The organism is Streptomyces sp. NPDC020490 (assembly GCF_044335305.1).
Taxonomy (GTDB): Bacteria; Actinomycetota; Actinomycetes; order Streptomycetales; family Streptomycetaceae; genus Streptomyces.
On the sequence record NZ_JBIRUY010000031.1, the window covers coordinates 16,904 to 31,468 of the forward strand.

Genomic DNA, 14,565 nt, shown 5'->3' on the forward strand with positions numbered 1-14,565 from the left:
CAGCAAGCGCGAGGCCGTCGCACAGCGGCCCGGCGTGTCATGGGGGAGTGACATCGCAGGCGAGGAGGACACCATGGGGTACGCGATCGCGCTCTCGGCGCTGCTGGTCGTCGGGGCGGCGGGCCTCGTCGTCGCCGCACGGTGCCGCCCGTTCAGCAGGCCAGGGGGCGCATACGACCCCTCCGACCCCTCCGACCCGTCCGACCTGGCCGGGCACTGCGGGCATTCCGGGCATTCCCGGCACTCCGGGTTGTCCGGCCTGGACGCCGAAGCGGAGGCCAACCGCTGGCTGATCCGGCTCGGCGGCAGCCTGGTCCCGCCGGACGCGCGGACCTGGGCGGGCGCGGACGAGACGGCGGGCCAGGCGCTGACCCGGGCCGCGCAGTGCCACCGGACGGCCCGGGACCGGCTCGCCGCCGCCGGCACGACGGCGGAGTACGACGAGGTGACGCGGACGGCCCGCGAGGGACTCCGGCACCTGAGCGCGGCCCGCACGGCGCTGGGGCTCACGCCGGACCCCGACCGGCCGTCCGGCGTTCAGTCCTCCGGCGTTCAGTCCTCCGGCGGCCGGTCCTCCGGCGGCCGGTCCCCCGGTGGTCGGTCTCCCGGCGTTCAGTCCTCCGGCTCGTCCGGGGACGCGCCGTCCTCCAGCAGCCGCTCGGCGATGTCCGTGGACCACGCCAGTGCCCAGCCGCGCAGCTCCGTGATCTCCACCTCGGCCAGGCCGTACGCGGTGAACGCCGAGTCCGGGTAGTAGTCCCCGCCCTCCAGGCGGGCCCGCAGGGTGGGCAGGTCGAAGTCGTCCCGGGCGTGGCGGCGGCCCAGTTCCTCCAGGCCGGGGTGGGTGAAGCGGGCGGCGGCCGCCCTCGCGTCGATCAGGTCGACGGCCAGCCCCCGGTCGTACAGGGCCCGGATCTTGGTGCCGACCGCGTCCTCCAGGCAGAGCGCCGGGCCGTACGCCGTCAGGACGGGCGGGCTCCAGAAGGTCTCCTTGTGCAGGGCGAGCGCCAGCGGTGAGGCGGGGCCGCCGGCCCGCGGGTCCGTCACCGACAGGCGGGCGGAGAGGGGATCGGTGTCCTGGACGGTCACCTCGCGGCCCCGGGCGGACAGCGCCTCGGCGAGCGCGCCCGCGATGCGGTCCATCGGCTCGGTGCTCTCCGTCGCCAGGTCGACGTTCGCGTGCGGGCGCTGGAGCAGTCCGTGCGCCTGGAGGGAGTAGCCGCCGGCCAGGGCCAGCGGGGCGGGCACGTGCGGCACGCCCGGCGCGTGTGGCATGTCCGGCACGTTCACGGCGAAGACGTCGGCGAGGAGACGCAGGTGAGGTTCGGTCAGGTTCGGCAGGTTCGGCAGGTTCGGCAGGTTCGGCAGGTTCACTCGGCGGCCTGAGGGGGCGGGGACTGGGGCGGGGACGGCACGGAAGGTGGAGCCTAGCGGGCGGTGCGGGGCGGCCGGGGACGACATTCCCGAACGGCCGCCGGGGACGTCACCCGAAGCCCCTCGGCGAGCGTCCGGAAGAACTTCCCAGCGCACGGCAACCCCCTTCTCCCGGCGACCACTGACGGGTCGTAAGCCCCTTCACCGGAGCTTCACCACCCAGCACGTGAAGTACGAGCACGTGAGCGAACTCGAAGAAGATCAAGACGACGGTGAACTGGACGCCGACGCTCACGGCGGGCCTGGAGACGTCGGCGAAGAACCTCGCGACGCAGCTGCCGACGACGACCGGCGCCGGGGTCCTGCACTAGTTCGCGGATCATCCGACGGGGCGCCGGTCGGTGGTGACCTGGCGGCGCGGACCGAGTCCGCGGCGTGATCCGCTTGGCGGCCACTTGGAGCGCACTTACGACACCGACCTGGCGGAAGCGGTGCCGGGACGGACCGGTGCACGGCGGTTCGGCCGTACGCGACAGCCGCCGCTTCCAGCCGCCGCGGGGAAAGAAGTCGGCTCAAAGTCGTTGTCAAGTGGCCGGGACCATCCTGTATGCCGTCGACGCGGTATCGACCCGTGCAGCCCGCACGGGTCCGGCAACCAGGTGAACCATACGCAAGTGAATGCTCGGTGCGGTGCGGTGCGGTGACCGCTCCGCGGTCGACGGGGACCGCTCCCGGTGGTCCCGGTCCGGCGTCCTCTCTCAACGAAGCTGATGCCGAGGGGAGCCGATACCGCCAGGAGTGGCCGGACGGGTCGTCAGCGCTCAGGCGCGGTGCTGCCGACGGGTGCCCGCGTCCCCTGGCGCGCGGCAGCGCGAAGGCGACGAAGGTGTCCAGCGCGGCGGCGTCGCGGCGGCTCGCTCGCCGTCTGCTTCGCCCCCGTGGGGGTTCGGCACCGACACCACGCTTGAAGCCCACGCGCGCTCAGGGCCGGCCTCCACGCCGCCCACCGGCGCTCGCAAGGCCGGTGCGCCAGCCGGCGCCGATGACATCCGTACACACGCACAGCCCGACATCCAAGAAGGACGGGAAACATGAGATTCCGTAGAACGGCCACCCTCGCGGCGGCCGCGACGGTCGCCGCCACCGGCCTGATCGCCACCGCGTCCACCGCGTCGGCCGCCGACCGGCGCATCAACCATCCGACTGTCACGGTGGCCCCCGGCGAGACCAGCACGATCAGCGCGAGTTGCCCGTCCGATGCCCCCTACATCGTGAGGACCGGATTCGGCTATGGGGTCAGCGGATGGCTGAACGACGACCTGAAGATCTATCGGGGCACCAGCGGGGGCAGCGATCGCTGGGCCCTGACGGTGACGAACACGAGTTCCGTCGATTCGGGGACGGTCACGATGACGTACACCTGTTCGACGACGCCGACGACGTACAACAAGTCGAACAATGCCAATGTGAGGTCGGGCGAGCCGCCGCTCAGGGTCCCGATGAACTGCCCTTCGGGCTATCCCCTTTTCGACACGGGGACAAGCAAGCAGGGGACCGCCGAGGCGAAGTCCTACGCGGTGGCCGCGCTCCAGACCGACTCGAACTCCACCCTGGTGACGCCGACGGGCTATCCGAACACCGTGTACCTGACGTTCACCAGCAGCTACCCGGCGACCACCAACCCGCCGAAGTACGAGTGGATCGCCCTGTCGTGGGTGTGCGCACGGTAGGACGGCCCGTCCCCGGGTAGCCGGGTGGCCGGTCTCCGGGGCAGCGGTGACTCCGGCACCCCTATGAGCGCGCGCTGGCCAGGGCCGCCCGGAGGTCGTCACGCGAGGTGGCGGCGAGCCGGTCTCGGACGGACCGCAGCGTCACCTGCACCGTCTGCGGGGTGAGGAACAGCGCCTGGGCGATGTCGCGTTCGTCGGCCCCGTCCGCGAACATGGCCGCGAGCCGCCGTTCCGTCGAGGTCAGGGTCACCACGCCCGCCGGCTCCGCCGGGGCGGCGACACCGGCGCGAGCCAGATCGGCGGCGATCGACCGGCACAGCCCGGCGGCGTCACAGCGACGGGCCGTGTCGTACGCCTGGCTCAGCAGGGGCACGGCCTCGGGAGCCGGGGCTATCCGGGCGAGCGCGTACAGAGCGCGGGCGTGTTCCAGCCGCGCCGGTGTCCCGGCGAGCACGGCCACCGCCTCCCGCAGTTCGCCGGAGCCTTCGGCACCGCGCAGTTCGCCGAGCAGACGCAGTGTCCTTCCGACGAAGGTCGGCGCGCCCCACCTTCGGGCGAAGACGAGTTCGTCCTCGACCAGCGCGATCGCCTCGGCATGCCGGCCGAGGCCGGCCAGCGCCCGGCCCTTGAGACCGCGCCAGGGCCACCAGGCCGGGTTGTCGGATCGCGGCTCCATGGACCGGCTCTGCTCGACACTGACCAGGGCCTCCTCGTACCGCTTCTCGGCGATGAGCAGCGCGGCGCGTGCGTCGGCCAGCAGACGGGAGCCGTCGCCGACCCCGCGGATACCGGCATGCTGGTCGAGGCAGGACCGGGCACGGTCGGTCTCGCCGAGGTCGAGCAGGACACCGACCATGAACGAGAGGATGTACGCCGAGGCGACGTCGCCACCCCATCTGCTCTGTTGTTCCAGCGCGGTGGTGAGCGACTGGTGGGCCTCGCGAAGGGCTCCGTGGATCCACTCCCCACGACCGCGCCAGAGGTTGACCGCGAGTGCCGCGAAGAGCGATCCCCGCCGGTGCGCGTGAGCGAGCGCGTCCGCCCAGAAGACGCTCGGGTCGTCGTCGGACAGGAACAGCACGTTCCCGGCGTTGATGCCCATCAGGTCGATGTCGGCCTCCAGCAGCACACCGTCGGCCAGGGCGAACCGCGCCAGACCGATCGCGCGGTCCCGGTCGACGCCGTCCATCAGGGTCTCCCAGGCCAGTGCGGCGGCCAGCATCCGTGCCCCCGCTCCGTCGCCGACCACCCTCGGCTCGTCCCCGCGCCGCCACATCGTGGCATCGAGGCCGTGCATATGGCCGCTGAGGTGTTCCATGGCGAGCAGAGCCTGCCGTGGCTCGGTCAGGTCCGCGGGCAGTTCCGCGGCGGCCCGGCGGGCGAATCCGGTCGCTTCCCCTCTTCTTCCGGCGAAGACCAGCGCGCGAGCGAGCGTCTGTGCCGCGTTCGCACGCCGTGCCGGCTCCGGCAAGGTGTCGTAGGCCTCACGCAGGTGCTCGATCGCTGCGGGGCCGATCGTCAGTGCCTCCATCCGCCCGAGTTCCAGGAGGACTTCTGGTCTCTCGGCCGGATCGGCCGGCTCCGCCAGTGCCCTGGCCAGGTAGGTCACGGCGGCGTCGGCCGCTCCACGGGCGGCCACCGTGGCCGCGGCGGTCCGCAGGATCCGCACCGCCCACGGGTCGGCGCGGTGCGGCACCTGAAGCAGGTGTGCCGCGACCTGCTCGGCCGGGGCTCCGGCCTCGTGCAGTACCCGGGCGGCGCGCTCGTGGTGCAACTGCCGCTCCCCGGGCGGGAGATCCCGGTATACGGCGTCGGCCACCAGCGGGTGGACGAAGCCCAGCGGGTATTCGTCACGGAGTACCTCGGCGCGCGCCAGCGCGGCGATCGCGGCCACCGCCTCGCTCTCCGGCAGGCCCGCCAGCGCGGTGACGGTCGTCAGCGCGGCCCCGCCGCCCAGCACCGCGACCGCCCGCGCGATCGACGTGCTCGCCCGCGGCAGCCGGGCCAACCGCATGAGGACCATGCTCGACACGGCCCGCGAGCCGATCGCGGTCACCCTCTCGGCGTACGACGCGTCGGGAGGCACCCCCTCGGACTGCAGCGCACGGAGCAGTTGGCGCAGCAGCAGGGGGTTCCCGGAGGTGGTGCGGTGACAGGCGGCCACGAAGACGTCCTGGGCGAGGTCGCCGAGGCGGTGGCGCACCAGTTCGCCCGTTCCCTCGGCGGTCAACGGCGGAGGGCTGATCACCACCGTCACCGGGTCGTGCGCGAGTTCCGCCTGCAGCTCCGTGTCGTCGTGCGGCTCACCGGTGCGCAGGGTCGCGACGACGAGAACCGGCAGTCCCTGGACCCGGCCCACCAGGTAGGCCAGGAAGCGCAGCGAACCGCGGTCACACCACTGCAGGTCGTCGACGGCCAGCATGATCGGGTGCTCGGCCGACAGGTTGACCGTGAGCCAGTAGAGCCCGTGCAGCGCCGCCAGCGAGCTGTCGGCCTGCGTCTGCACCTTGGCCACGTCGAAGACGGAACTCGCCGACACCGCTGCTCCGGACAGCGCCCGCTCGCGACGGGCCGGGTCGGCCACGATCGGTTCGAAGAGCTGCCGCACTACACCGAATCCGTATGCCTTCTCCAACTGGCTGCCCCGTGCGGTCATGGTCAGAGCGCCCCGCTCCGCGGCCATCCGGCGTGCTTCGGCCAGCAGCCGGGTCTTGCCGATCCCGGCGGGGCCCTCCACCAGCACCAGGCGGGCCTGCCCGTCCATCGCCTCGTCGAGGCATCTCTGCAGCTCGGCGACCTCGCCGGCCCGCTCCACCAGGATGTCGTCGGCCGGTGGCGCCCACCGGGGCACCGGTGTCGGGGCGGGTTCGGGGTCGGTGTGCTCGGCCGGGCGCGCAGCCCGCGGTGAGGAAGCGGCGTCGGCACGCGACGGCCCCTGCAACGCGGGGGACTGCGCCAGCACGTCGGCCTCCAGACGACGCAGGGCCGGGCCGGGATCCACTCCCAACTCCTCGGCCAGCACAGCCCTGGCGCGCCGCAGCGCGGCCAGCGCCTCGCCCTGCCGGTGCGCGCGGTACAGGGCCAGCGCGAGCAGCCGCCAGCGCTCCTCGCGCAGCGGCTCCTCACCGACGAGTTTCTCGATCTCCGGAATGAGTACGGCGCTTTCACCGCGGTCCAGCCTGGCTTCGAGCAGACGTTCCCGGGCGACCGCCCGCAACGCGGTGAGGCGGCCGGCCTCCGCCTCGACCCACGGTTCCCCGGCGTATTCGGCGAAGGCGGGGCCCCGCCACAGCGCCAGCGCCTCCGACAGGACGCGCACCCTGCCGACCGGCTCTTCCACGGTGGCGGCCTGCTGGACCAGCTCCTCGAAACGCCAGGCGTCGACCGCGTCCCGGTCGACCCGCAGCGCGTAGCCCGGCTCCTCCCTGACCAGGACGGTGCCGCGGGCTCGGGCTATCCGGCCGGGCTCCAGCTGCCGCCGCAGATGCGAGACATAGGTGTGGAGCACGCCGACCGGATTCCGGATCGCCTGCGAACCCCACAGGGCGTCGACCAGGCGGTCGGCGGGGACCACCTCCCCGTGCGCCACCAGCAGCAGGGCGAGCACCGCACGCTGCCGTCGCCCGCCCAGGCCAAGAGCGTTCGCGCCGATTCTGGCGGTCAGCTCACCCAGTACCGCGATCGACAGTCCATCGCCGGTCCGGCCGTCCGCTCCGCCGACGCCGTCGGCCTCATCCACATGGCGCACGAGACCGCACCTTCCTGCATAACACTTGCCCGCGGCGCCGTATGGCGTGAACGTACCGCACACGGCCTGTGCCGCCGCTCGCCCGTGATTGTGCCGTTTGGATCGGCTAGCGTCCAGCTAGTGCCGTATCGGAAACGGTTGCCCTGTCGCGATGTGACGCGACGTCTCGGCGCTACGCCGGGCGGCGGAACGGGAACTTGTACGCAAGATCGACAGCGATGAGGGCAGACGGCTGCTCCGCCGCCATGTCATCTGTTGAAACCGTCACGCTGACGATCAGCGGTTACGAGCCGTGGTCGACCGGGCGGACGTCGCCTGATGCGGCACTACTGCGACGAACCGGGAGGAACCTGGCGGCCGGTGTCCGGGTGCCCGGCGCGCAGGCGGGCGGTGAGGAAGCGGGCGGCGCCGTCGAGTGCGGCGTCCGCCTCGTCGAGGCGGCCGTAGTGGTACTGGAAGACGTGCGGGAGGCCGGGCCCGACCTCCAGCGTGACAGCCCAGGGGGAGAAGCACCAAGTGCGGGTCCTCCGGTCCCGAACGGAAGCCGGCCCGCCTCAGGTCACGCTTCGGCCCGGTCCGCGGCGGTCTCCGCGCCCTCGGCGAAGAGGTTGTCGATGCTCTCCACGTAGGGTGTCCGGTCCAACCAGCGGTTGAGCAGGTCGAGGTCGGTGCAGCCGGCGATGCGGTCCCGGGCTTTCTCGGGGACGGAGACACCCCGGGCTTCGAGGAAGCGAAGGACGGCCTTGGCCGTGCCTTTGACCTCACCTTTGGCTTCGCCCCGCCGCTGCACAGCTACTGCCAACACGGAGACAAGGAGAACGCCTCATGACCCCGCCCGTACTGGTGGACCTTCTGCCGGGCCCCCCGACCTCGGCGCGCCGCGCGGCGCCGCCCGTCGCCGCCCTCTCGGTGACTGCCGTCCTGGACCTGGACGACATCGTGGAGAGCGCGGAGTGCTCCTGCGACGCCGGCGACGACAACCCCCACTGACTGACAAGACCGGTCGGTTCCGCTCAGGTCCCGGCGCGTCCGCGTCGGGACCTGAGCCCTGCCCGGCCGACCGCTAGGGTGCCGCTCATGTTCTTCCGCTGGGACTGGCTGAGGCCGGTACTGACCGCGCCGATCGTGCCGACTCTTGGCCCGGTCCACCCCCACGCGCTCACCGTCGACCTCTTCGAGGACACCCTGCGAGCGGCCGTCACTGACCGGCCTTTCCTCCACTATGACAAGGACCGGCGCTGGAGTGGCGAGAAGGACGAGACGGTGCTCGGCGGCGATGTGGTCCACGAGCCCGACCACACCCTCATCCCCACCCTGGCCCGGCGTGGACGCGGCACCGTCAAGGTTTTCTCCTACGGGCACCGTGGCGACGTCGTGGATCAAGCCGGCGAGCTGGCGGTGAAGCTCGCCGCCGTGCACGATGCGATGAAGGCCCGGGTTGTGCGCCCGCTCGGTCCCGAGACCGGCTTCCCGCGCGGCACCCGCATTCAGCTGAAGGACTTCACCACCTGCCCGTGCCCCGACCCCGGCGGCCCGGTCCGCCCCGTGACCGACTGGCCGGCGGCCGTGCAGGAGACCTTCGGGCCGTTCGCCACGGCCATGGCTGCTGATGGCCTGGCCTTCCTCCACACCCAGATGCAGGCCGGCCGGTGCGGCCCGGTCCTCGCCGCGGCCATCGAGGACCGCATCGTGGGCGCGATCGGTCCCATGGAAGTACGCCCCGACGCGATCGGATGCCCCCAGCTCATGCCCCAGTACTTCGCCGTCCTGCCCGAGGTACGAGGGCAGGGCCTGGGCCGCGTCCTGTGGCGGGCCGCGATGCACTGGGGCCAGTCCCACGGCGCCGTCTACCAACTCCTCCAGACCGAGGTCGGCGGTCCATCCGACAGGCTGTGCCAGGCCGAAGGACTGACTTCCCTCGGCTTCGTCCACACCACACCGGCGTAGCCGCTTCAGCACCTCTGTTGGCCATGCATCCCGAATTCTGAGTGAGCCTGCGCCTGGCAGACTCTGCCAGGCGCAGGCGAGAGTGAGGCACTCATCCCCGACATGATCAAAGTGGAACCGTGGGCGGGCTGATCGTCACCTTCCGTAAGTGGGAGACACGCTACTTCCCCGCCAAGGAGCCGGTCTCGGCCGACGAGCCGATCCGCGGTTTCGACGAGTCGGAGGACCGCCTGCTCGTCGGCCATCCGCGAATGCGCCGCATCCTGGTACGCGTACGCCCCGGTTGGCCGTTGCACCGCTACTACCTGCACTGGAGCGATGGAACCGACCTGGTCGCACTCGACAGACGAGTGGCTTCCGGGGTGGCGACCGAAGCCGATTTTACCGGGGCCGTCGTCGGAGAGCCTCTGAACATCACGCACCCGGCCTGCGGCGCCGAGCTCCGGGTGGTCGCCCTCGACGTGGTTCTCCCTCTCTTTACCGACAGTGTCGAGCGCTTCCGCGTCCACGCGTATCGAACAGGCTGTCCTGTCTGTGGTGACCGGCTCGGCGGCAAGGTGCTGGAGTTCATTGCGCCCGCGCCACCACCGGCCTGACGGCTGATGCCTGAATTCCGATAGCCGGACGGGCGGGTGGCCGGGTCCACGGGCCCGGTTTCCGCATCAATCTCCCGGTGATCAGGCCGCCTGGGACGTAAAGCTCACCGAGAGATCGCTGTTGGGGGCGATGTCCAGATGCAGGGTGGAGCCGAGAGCCATGGCCAGACGTTCGAGGATAGGGATCGTGGGGGTGGAACCCCCATGTTCTAGGCACGAGATGGCGGCCTGGCTCATGTCGGCTCGCGCGGCGAGCTGGGTTCGGGTAATGCCCAGGGCGGTACGGCGATCGCGGAGGGCCTTGCCGAACAGATGGGCACGGCGGGCCTCCTGGTACCCCTCCTGCGCCCGGTCGACATCGGTGATGTCCCAACGGGTGTGACTCATGGTGTGGCCTCCGGGAAACGGTCGTGGACGGTGTGGGCGGGGGAGGGTGTCGGGCTTCGCGCTTCCGTGGCGAGCATCTCGTACAGGCGCTCCGGGGCGACGACGGCGACAGCGGCACGCAAGGCATCAGCGGCCTCTTCGGGACGGCAGATCAGCTCATGTCCCTGACCGGTGTACTCGCGTGTCGCGGCGAGGAATGCCGCCGTGTGCTCGGCTTCGATCTCCGCGTCGTCGCGTTCCTCTGTGCCCATCTCGATGAGGAGACGTGCCGCCCTCTCGGCAGCCGCCGGATTGTCCCTCAGGAGCGCGCGTCTGCGCTCCCGCCAGCTCTCGCCGTTCATCGCGCTACCTCCGGAAGTCGGCCCGCGTATCGGGCCGGCCTCGCTGCCATCGCCTGGGCCTACTTGTCCGCGAAGACGTCTTCGGCCGTCGGGGCCGTGACGGCACGCCGTAGTCAGTCGCGCAGGATTTCGGGGTCGCCACAGTCGGTGATGCGTTCCCGGGCCGCTTCAGGGACGTCGATGCCGCGAACTTCCAGGATGTCCTCGGCGTCGCGTCGCGTTTCGCCCTCAGCTCGGTCCTCGTCGCGGATTCCTCGGAGAGGGGTGACTTGTAAAAGGAGAGGTCCACGGCCACCGGTTTCCTCCACAGTCGTGCGGCTGGGTGCTTGCCCAGGCTTTGTGCGATGAGTTCGATGATCGGGTTGGCGATGCTCTGCGGTGTGTCCCGTAGAGCGGTCGTCATGGACTTGAGCGTGAGGGCGGCTGGCGAGCCGATTCACGGCGGGCCGCCGGGTCTGGGCGGCTCGTCAGGTGGTCGCGGGCACCGGTTCCCGGCGTTCGAGGCAGTCGCGGCAGTGGTGTGGGTCGGGGCCTCGGTAGCCGCGGTCGCAGGAGTCGCAGTTGCGGAGCGGGTACCGGACGGGCGGGGGCGGTTCGGGGATGCGGAGCGGCGGCAGCGGTGGGAGTTGGGCGGTCAGGCGGTGGGCCAGGAAGGCGGCCGGGCGGCGCAGGGGTTCCGCCGGCAGGTCGTCGGTCAGGGCGTGGCGTACGGCGGTGGGGGTGAGGTCCCGCTCCAGCCAGGCGACGACGCCGGGCGCGAGGTGTTCGGCGTCGGTGGCGGAGAGCAGCAGGCGGGGGTCCTTGCGGCGCAGGCCGGCGAGGATCTCGGTGGCCGTCTGGAGAAGGGCGGGGGAGCTGTACGCGGGCTTCGGCACGGCGGGGAGGGCGCGGCGGCGTGGGGGTTCCTGCTGCGGGGCGGTGGCCGCGCGGCGGGCCGGGGGTTTCGGCGGTGCCGCCTCGGACGCGTCATGGTCGGGGTCGTGGTGGCGGCCGGGCTGGTTGCAGGAGACGGTGCGGGTGACGATCCGGCCGGTCGGGGTGCGTTCGCGGGTACGGCGCAGGTAGCCGTGGTCCTCCAGCTCGCTCAGGGCGTCGGCGATCCGGGTCCGGCCCTCGGGGAAGCGGTCGGCGAGGGTCTTGATGTCGACGGGGGTGCCGGCGGGTACCGACTGGATGTACACCGCCAGTCCGATGGCGAGCGCCGACAGTTCGGGGTGCTGGGCGAGGTGGTTGCCGATCACCGTGAAGCGGGTGGCGTGGCGGGTGTTGTCGTGGATGACGCCGCCGGGGTGCGCGTTCGCATGCGTGCGCCGAGTCCGCCGGAGCGGGTGGTTTTCGCCGCCGTTACGGGACTGGGCGCGCGGGGGCGCGCTAGTGTTTTGGGTATCCATCGGGAAGGTTCCGTCTTCCTTGGTGGTCAGGCCCTCGCACTGGGATGCCAGTCCCGGCGAGGGCCGTTGCATGTCTGGGGGTTGTTTCGTGCCGCTTGGTGGAGCGTAAGGCAGACAACCGGGGACGAATCCAGCTCAGTTGGTGATGTTCACTCGGGGGAGTGAGCGTGCGCCGTGGGCGGGAGGGGTGGGGCTCGGCGCGGTTCTTTTCCTCTCGTGGTCCTTGGGAAAGACCGCCTGCGGCACCGGAGCACACGCGGTCGGGTTCCGGTGCGGGTGCCGTCATCGCGGGTGGATTTTCCCTGTTCACGCGACCGGGTACGGTCGTACGTGCTTACCGTGAGCAGTGATGGCGCCGATACGTGGAGTGACTTGGTCTGCGGGTAGCGGCGTCGCGGCACGGCGGTACGACGGAGGGTGCGGGATGTCGGTCGACGGAGAGGTGCGGCAGCTCACGGACGAGGCGGAGGAGCCGGGGTGGGAGGTCGATCCGGACGACGAGTGGGGAGTGGCCGTATTAGCCACTGTCGGGCGGCAGTTGCGGCTGCGGCGGGAGGCCGTGGGCATGCGTGCCGCCGACTTCGCGGCGGCGGTCGGGTACGGAGAGGACCTGGTCTACAAGGTCGAGAGCGGGAAGAGGATTCCCCGGCAGGAGTACTTGCGCGAAGCCGACGAGGTACTGGGCGCGGGCGGACTCATCGCGGCGGCCTGGGAGGACGTGAAGAAGGTCAGGTATCCGAAACGGGTTCGGGAGCTGGGGAAGCTGGAGGCCCAGGCGGTTGAGCTGGCGCTGTACAGCAACCACAACATTCACGGCCTGTTGCAGACCGAGGAGCATATGCGGGCGCTCTTCGACGCGTGGCTTCCCAGCTACTCGGACGAGGAGACGGAACGTATGGTGGCCGCTCGGATGGCCCGCCGTTCGATCTTCGAACGGTCACCGGCACCGACTCTCAGCTTTGTCCAGGAAGAGGTGACTCTGCGCCGCCCGGTCGGGGGAAGAATGGTCTGGCGGCGGCAACTCGAACGTCTCCTGGAACTCGGACACTTGCGGAACGTCTCCATCCAGGTGATGCCGACCGAATGCGAGGATCACTTCGGCACGGGCGGGTTGATCGAGGTGCTCAAGTTTCCGGACGGCACGGCGGTCGGGCGCTCTGACGGCGCGTTCAGCGGCCGCCCGGTGTCCGAGCTGAAGCAGCTCAGGATCCTCGAACTGCGCTATGGCATGATCCGGGCGCAGGCTCTCACGCCCCGAGAGTCACGGGCCTTCATCGAGCAGATGCTTGGAGAGACATGATGGGCACCTCCACTCGGCGCGACGCTTCCGGACTGATCTGGTTCAAGAGCAGCTACAGCAGCAGTGGCGACGGCAACGACTGCGTCGAGCTTGCCGTCACCCCCGGCACCGTGCACGTCCGCGACTCCAAGAACATAGGCGGCGCGCAACTCGCGCTCACCCGCGACGCGTGGGCGGAGTTCGTGGCCTACACCTCGGCAAGCTGAACGGCCCGGGGGCAGCTCGCCCCCGGGCCGCTCGGCGTACGTGACAGCCCTACTCGTTGCTCGCCAGGTCGGGGGTCACCAGTTCCTCCGACGTGCTCGCTGTGACGGCGCGGTCCAGGTAGCGGGTGAGAGCATCCGGGTCCGGACACATGGAGAGGTAGCGGTAGATCTCCTTGCGTACGTTGATGTCACGCACTTCCAGAACCCGCAGGACCGCCCCGCCCCACGCCGCGGTGTATCCGGCGGCGTAGCCCCGGACCCAGTCCTCGTCCTCGTGATCCTCGTTGGTCCGCTTGTCCAGACCCGCCCGGATGCGGGCCATGTCCTGGAGGGAGACGGAGCCTTTTTGTCTCAGGTCCTCCAACCCGACACGGAAGTCGGCGAGTACGAGTTCGGGCGGTACGCCCAGGCCCAGGGCCAGGGAGTTCATCCGGAGCAGGTCGAACAGCTCCGGTGATGCGTGCAGATCGTCGATCACGTTCGCGCCTCAGGTCCCGTTTCGGCCCGGTGCGCGGTGTTCTCCGCGACCTCTGCGAAGAGCTCGTCGACGCTCTGCACGTGGGGCGTCCGGTCCAGCCAGCGGTTGAGGAGGTCGAGGTCGGTGCAGTCGGCGATGCGGTCCCGGGCCGCCTTGGGGACGCAGATGCCCCGGGCTTCGAGGAAGCGAAGGATGGCGTTGGCTTCGCCCTTGGCCTCGCCTCTGGCCTCGCCTCTCGCCTCGCCCTCGGCCTGGCCTTCCAGGTAGGTCTCCTCCAGAAGGGTGCCCCGGCCGGGGAAGAAGTTGGTGAAACTCATCAGCTTTCTCCATGTCTCTCGGGCCGGAGTGTCTCCCAGGCCGATCTCCAGTAGGCCGCTGAAGTACAGGGCGGTCTGCGGGTCTGCCTCCTGCAGGGCGCCGAGCAGGGCCTCCAGTATGGCTCTGGACTCCGGATTCTTGCTATGCGTGATGGCGGAGAACGTCGCCATCGCCAGGTTCCGCGCGGCCGTCCGCCGGTCGGTGATCACCGGTACGTTGTCCGGGCTCAGGACCAGGGGATGGGTGCAGTGGGTGGTCCAGCCTCCCACCTCGCAGGTGAACGGTCCGGTCGCCCACCGCGCCGTACGCACGTCGGTGCAGGTGATGAGCAGCAGCACCGGAAGGCTGAACTTCTCGTGCAGATACGCCACGCAATACGACCAGCTCGTCGCCTTACGGTTGTCGCGCTTGCCCTGCGTTTCGATGGCGAGCAGGAAGGCGTCCCCGTCGGAAGGTTCGACGCGCAGGACCGTGTCCACGCGTCTTTCCAGAGGCTGGATCTCCGTCACGTCGGCGCTGAGGACCGACACCGAGGCCTTCGCGGACATCGGGACCCCGAGGAGGTCGAAGACGGGGGTGAGGAGTTCCGGTCTGTCCTGGAAGATCCGGTGAGACGCCTCGTGGGTGGATGTGACCATGCAGTCACCGTAGGTGGATCAAGAGGCGGGGCGAACCCGCGGTGGGAATGGTTCACTCGTTCGGGGAAGGCGGAAACGTTCACCCTTCCTCGGCCGGTTCCTGGGAACGCG

General features: G+C 70.7%; 14 protein-coding genes. 6 read left to right on the top strand and 8 right to left on the bottom strand.

The features are described 5' to 3' along the window. Positions 1-612: 612 nt before the first annotated feature. A complete protein-coding gene (locus ACH4ZX_RS28325; RefSeq protein ID WP_398278774.1) occupies positions 613-1,368 on the bottom strand; it encodes a hypothetical protein in 756 nt (251 codons plus the stop codon). Between the two features lie 1,097 nt (positions 1,369-2,465). Between ACH4ZX_RS28325 and ACH4ZX_RS28330 the strand changes: the two genes are divergently transcribed. Next, positions 2,466-3,104, top strand: coding sequence for a hypothetical protein (locus ACH4ZX_RS28330; protein WP_398278534.1), 639 nt, complete (start codon positions 2,466-2,468; stop codon positions 3,102-3,104). 61 nt (positions 3,105-3,165) lie between these two features. Here ACH4ZX_RS28330 and ACH4ZX_RS28335 read toward each other — a convergent pair whose 3' ends face one another. Then, positions 3,166-6,852 carry a BTAD domain-containing putative transcriptional regulator gene (locus ACH4ZX_RS28335; RefSeq protein WP_398278537.1) on the bottom strand — a complete coding sequence of 1,229 codons (3,687 nt, stop codon included), beginning with the start codon at positions 6,850-6,852 and terminating at the stop codon, positions 3,166-3,168. Positions 6,853-7,411: 559 nt separating this feature from the next. Then, positions 7,412-7,657, bottom strand: a complete 246-nt coding sequence (locus ACH4ZX_RS28340) for a hypothetical protein (RefSeq protein WP_398278540.1) — start codon at positions 7,655-7,657, stop codon at positions 7,412-7,414. A gap of 20 nt (positions 7,658-7,677) precedes the next feature. Between ACH4ZX_RS28340 and ACH4ZX_RS28345 the strand changes: the two genes are divergently transcribed. The 3 genes from ACH4ZX_RS28345 (at position 7,678) to ACH4ZX_RS28355 (ending at position 9,395) form a co-directional block, all read left to right on the top strand. After that, a complete protein-coding gene (locus ACH4ZX_RS28345; protein ID WP_398278543.1) occupies positions 7,678-7,842 on the top strand; it encodes a hypothetical protein in 165 nt (54 codons plus the stop codon). Positions 7,843-7,929: 87 nt separating this feature from the next. Continuing rightward, a complete protein-coding gene (locus tag ACH4ZX_RS28350; RefSeq protein ID WP_398278545.1) occupies positions 7,930-8,799 on the top strand; it encodes a GNAT family N-acetyltransferase in 870 nt (289 codons plus the stop codon). A gap of 119 nt (positions 8,800-8,918) precedes the next feature. Continuing rightward, positions 8,919-9,395: a hypothetical protein gene (locus ACH4ZX_RS28355; RefSeq protein WP_398278548.1), complete on the top strand. Its 477-nt coding sequence runs from the start codon at positions 8,919-8,921 to the stop codon at positions 9,393-9,395. 81 nt (positions 9,396-9,476) lie between these two features. On the opposite strand, the gene ACH4ZX_RS28360 is transcribed toward ACH4ZX_RS28355, so the two are convergent. The 3 genes from ACH4ZX_RS28360 to ACH4ZX_RS28370 form a co-directional block, all read right to left on the bottom strand. Beyond that, complete coding sequence (locus ACH4ZX_RS28360) at positions 9,477-9,782, bottom strand: helix-turn-helix domain-containing protein (RefSeq protein ID WP_398278551.1); 306 nt, start codon at positions 9,780-9,782, stop codon at positions 9,477-9,479. Then, the gene (locus tag ACH4ZX_RS28365; RefSeq protein ID WP_398278554.1) at positions 9,779-10,123 is read right to left on the bottom strand and encodes a hypothetical protein; all 345 of its coding nucleotides are present in this window, start codon (positions 10,121-10,123) and stop codon (positions 9,779-9,781) included. The genes ACH4ZX_RS28360 and ACH4ZX_RS28365 overlap by 4 nt, the downstream gene beginning before the upstream one ends. A gap of 467 nt (positions 10,124-10,590) precedes the next feature. After that, positions 10,591-11,514, bottom strand: a complete 924-nt coding sequence (locus ACH4ZX_RS28370) for a helix-turn-helix domain-containing protein (RefSeq protein WP_398278557.1) — start codon at positions 11,512-11,514, stop codon at positions 10,591-10,593. A gap of 424 nt (positions 11,515-11,938) precedes the next feature. Here ACH4ZX_RS28370 and ACH4ZX_RS28375 point away from each other — a divergent pair, with 424 nt between their 5' ends. After that, complete coding sequence (locus tag ACH4ZX_RS28375) at positions 11,939-12,814, top strand: helix-turn-helix domain-containing protein (RefSeq protein ID WP_398278561.1); 876 nt, start codon at positions 11,939-11,941, stop codon at positions 12,812-12,814. After that, on the top strand, positions 12,811-13,020 hold the full coding sequence (locus ACH4ZX_RS28380) for a DUF397 domain-containing protein (RefSeq protein ID WP_398278564.1): 210 nt from the start codon (positions 12,811-12,813) through the stop codon (positions 13,018-13,020). The genes ACH4ZX_RS28375 and ACH4ZX_RS28380 overlap by 4 nt, the downstream gene beginning before the upstream one ends. Before the next feature lie 49 nt (positions 13,021-13,069). On the opposite strand, the gene ACH4ZX_RS28385 is transcribed toward ACH4ZX_RS28380, so the two are convergent. Both ACH4ZX_RS28385 and ACH4ZX_RS28390 read right to left on the bottom strand, forming a co-directional pair. Continuing rightward, a complete protein-coding gene (locus ACH4ZX_RS28385; RefSeq protein ID WP_398278567.1) occupies positions 13,070-13,498 on the bottom strand; it encodes a hypothetical protein in 429 nt (142 codons plus the stop codon). Beyond that, positions 13,495-14,454, bottom strand: coding sequence for a hypothetical protein (locus tag ACH4ZX_RS28390; RefSeq protein WP_398278570.1), 960 nt, complete (start codon positions 14,452-14,454; stop codon positions 13,495-13,497). The genes ACH4ZX_RS28385 and ACH4ZX_RS28390 overlap by 4 nt, the downstream gene beginning before the upstream one ends. Positions 14,455-14,565: the final 111 nt, after the last annotated feature.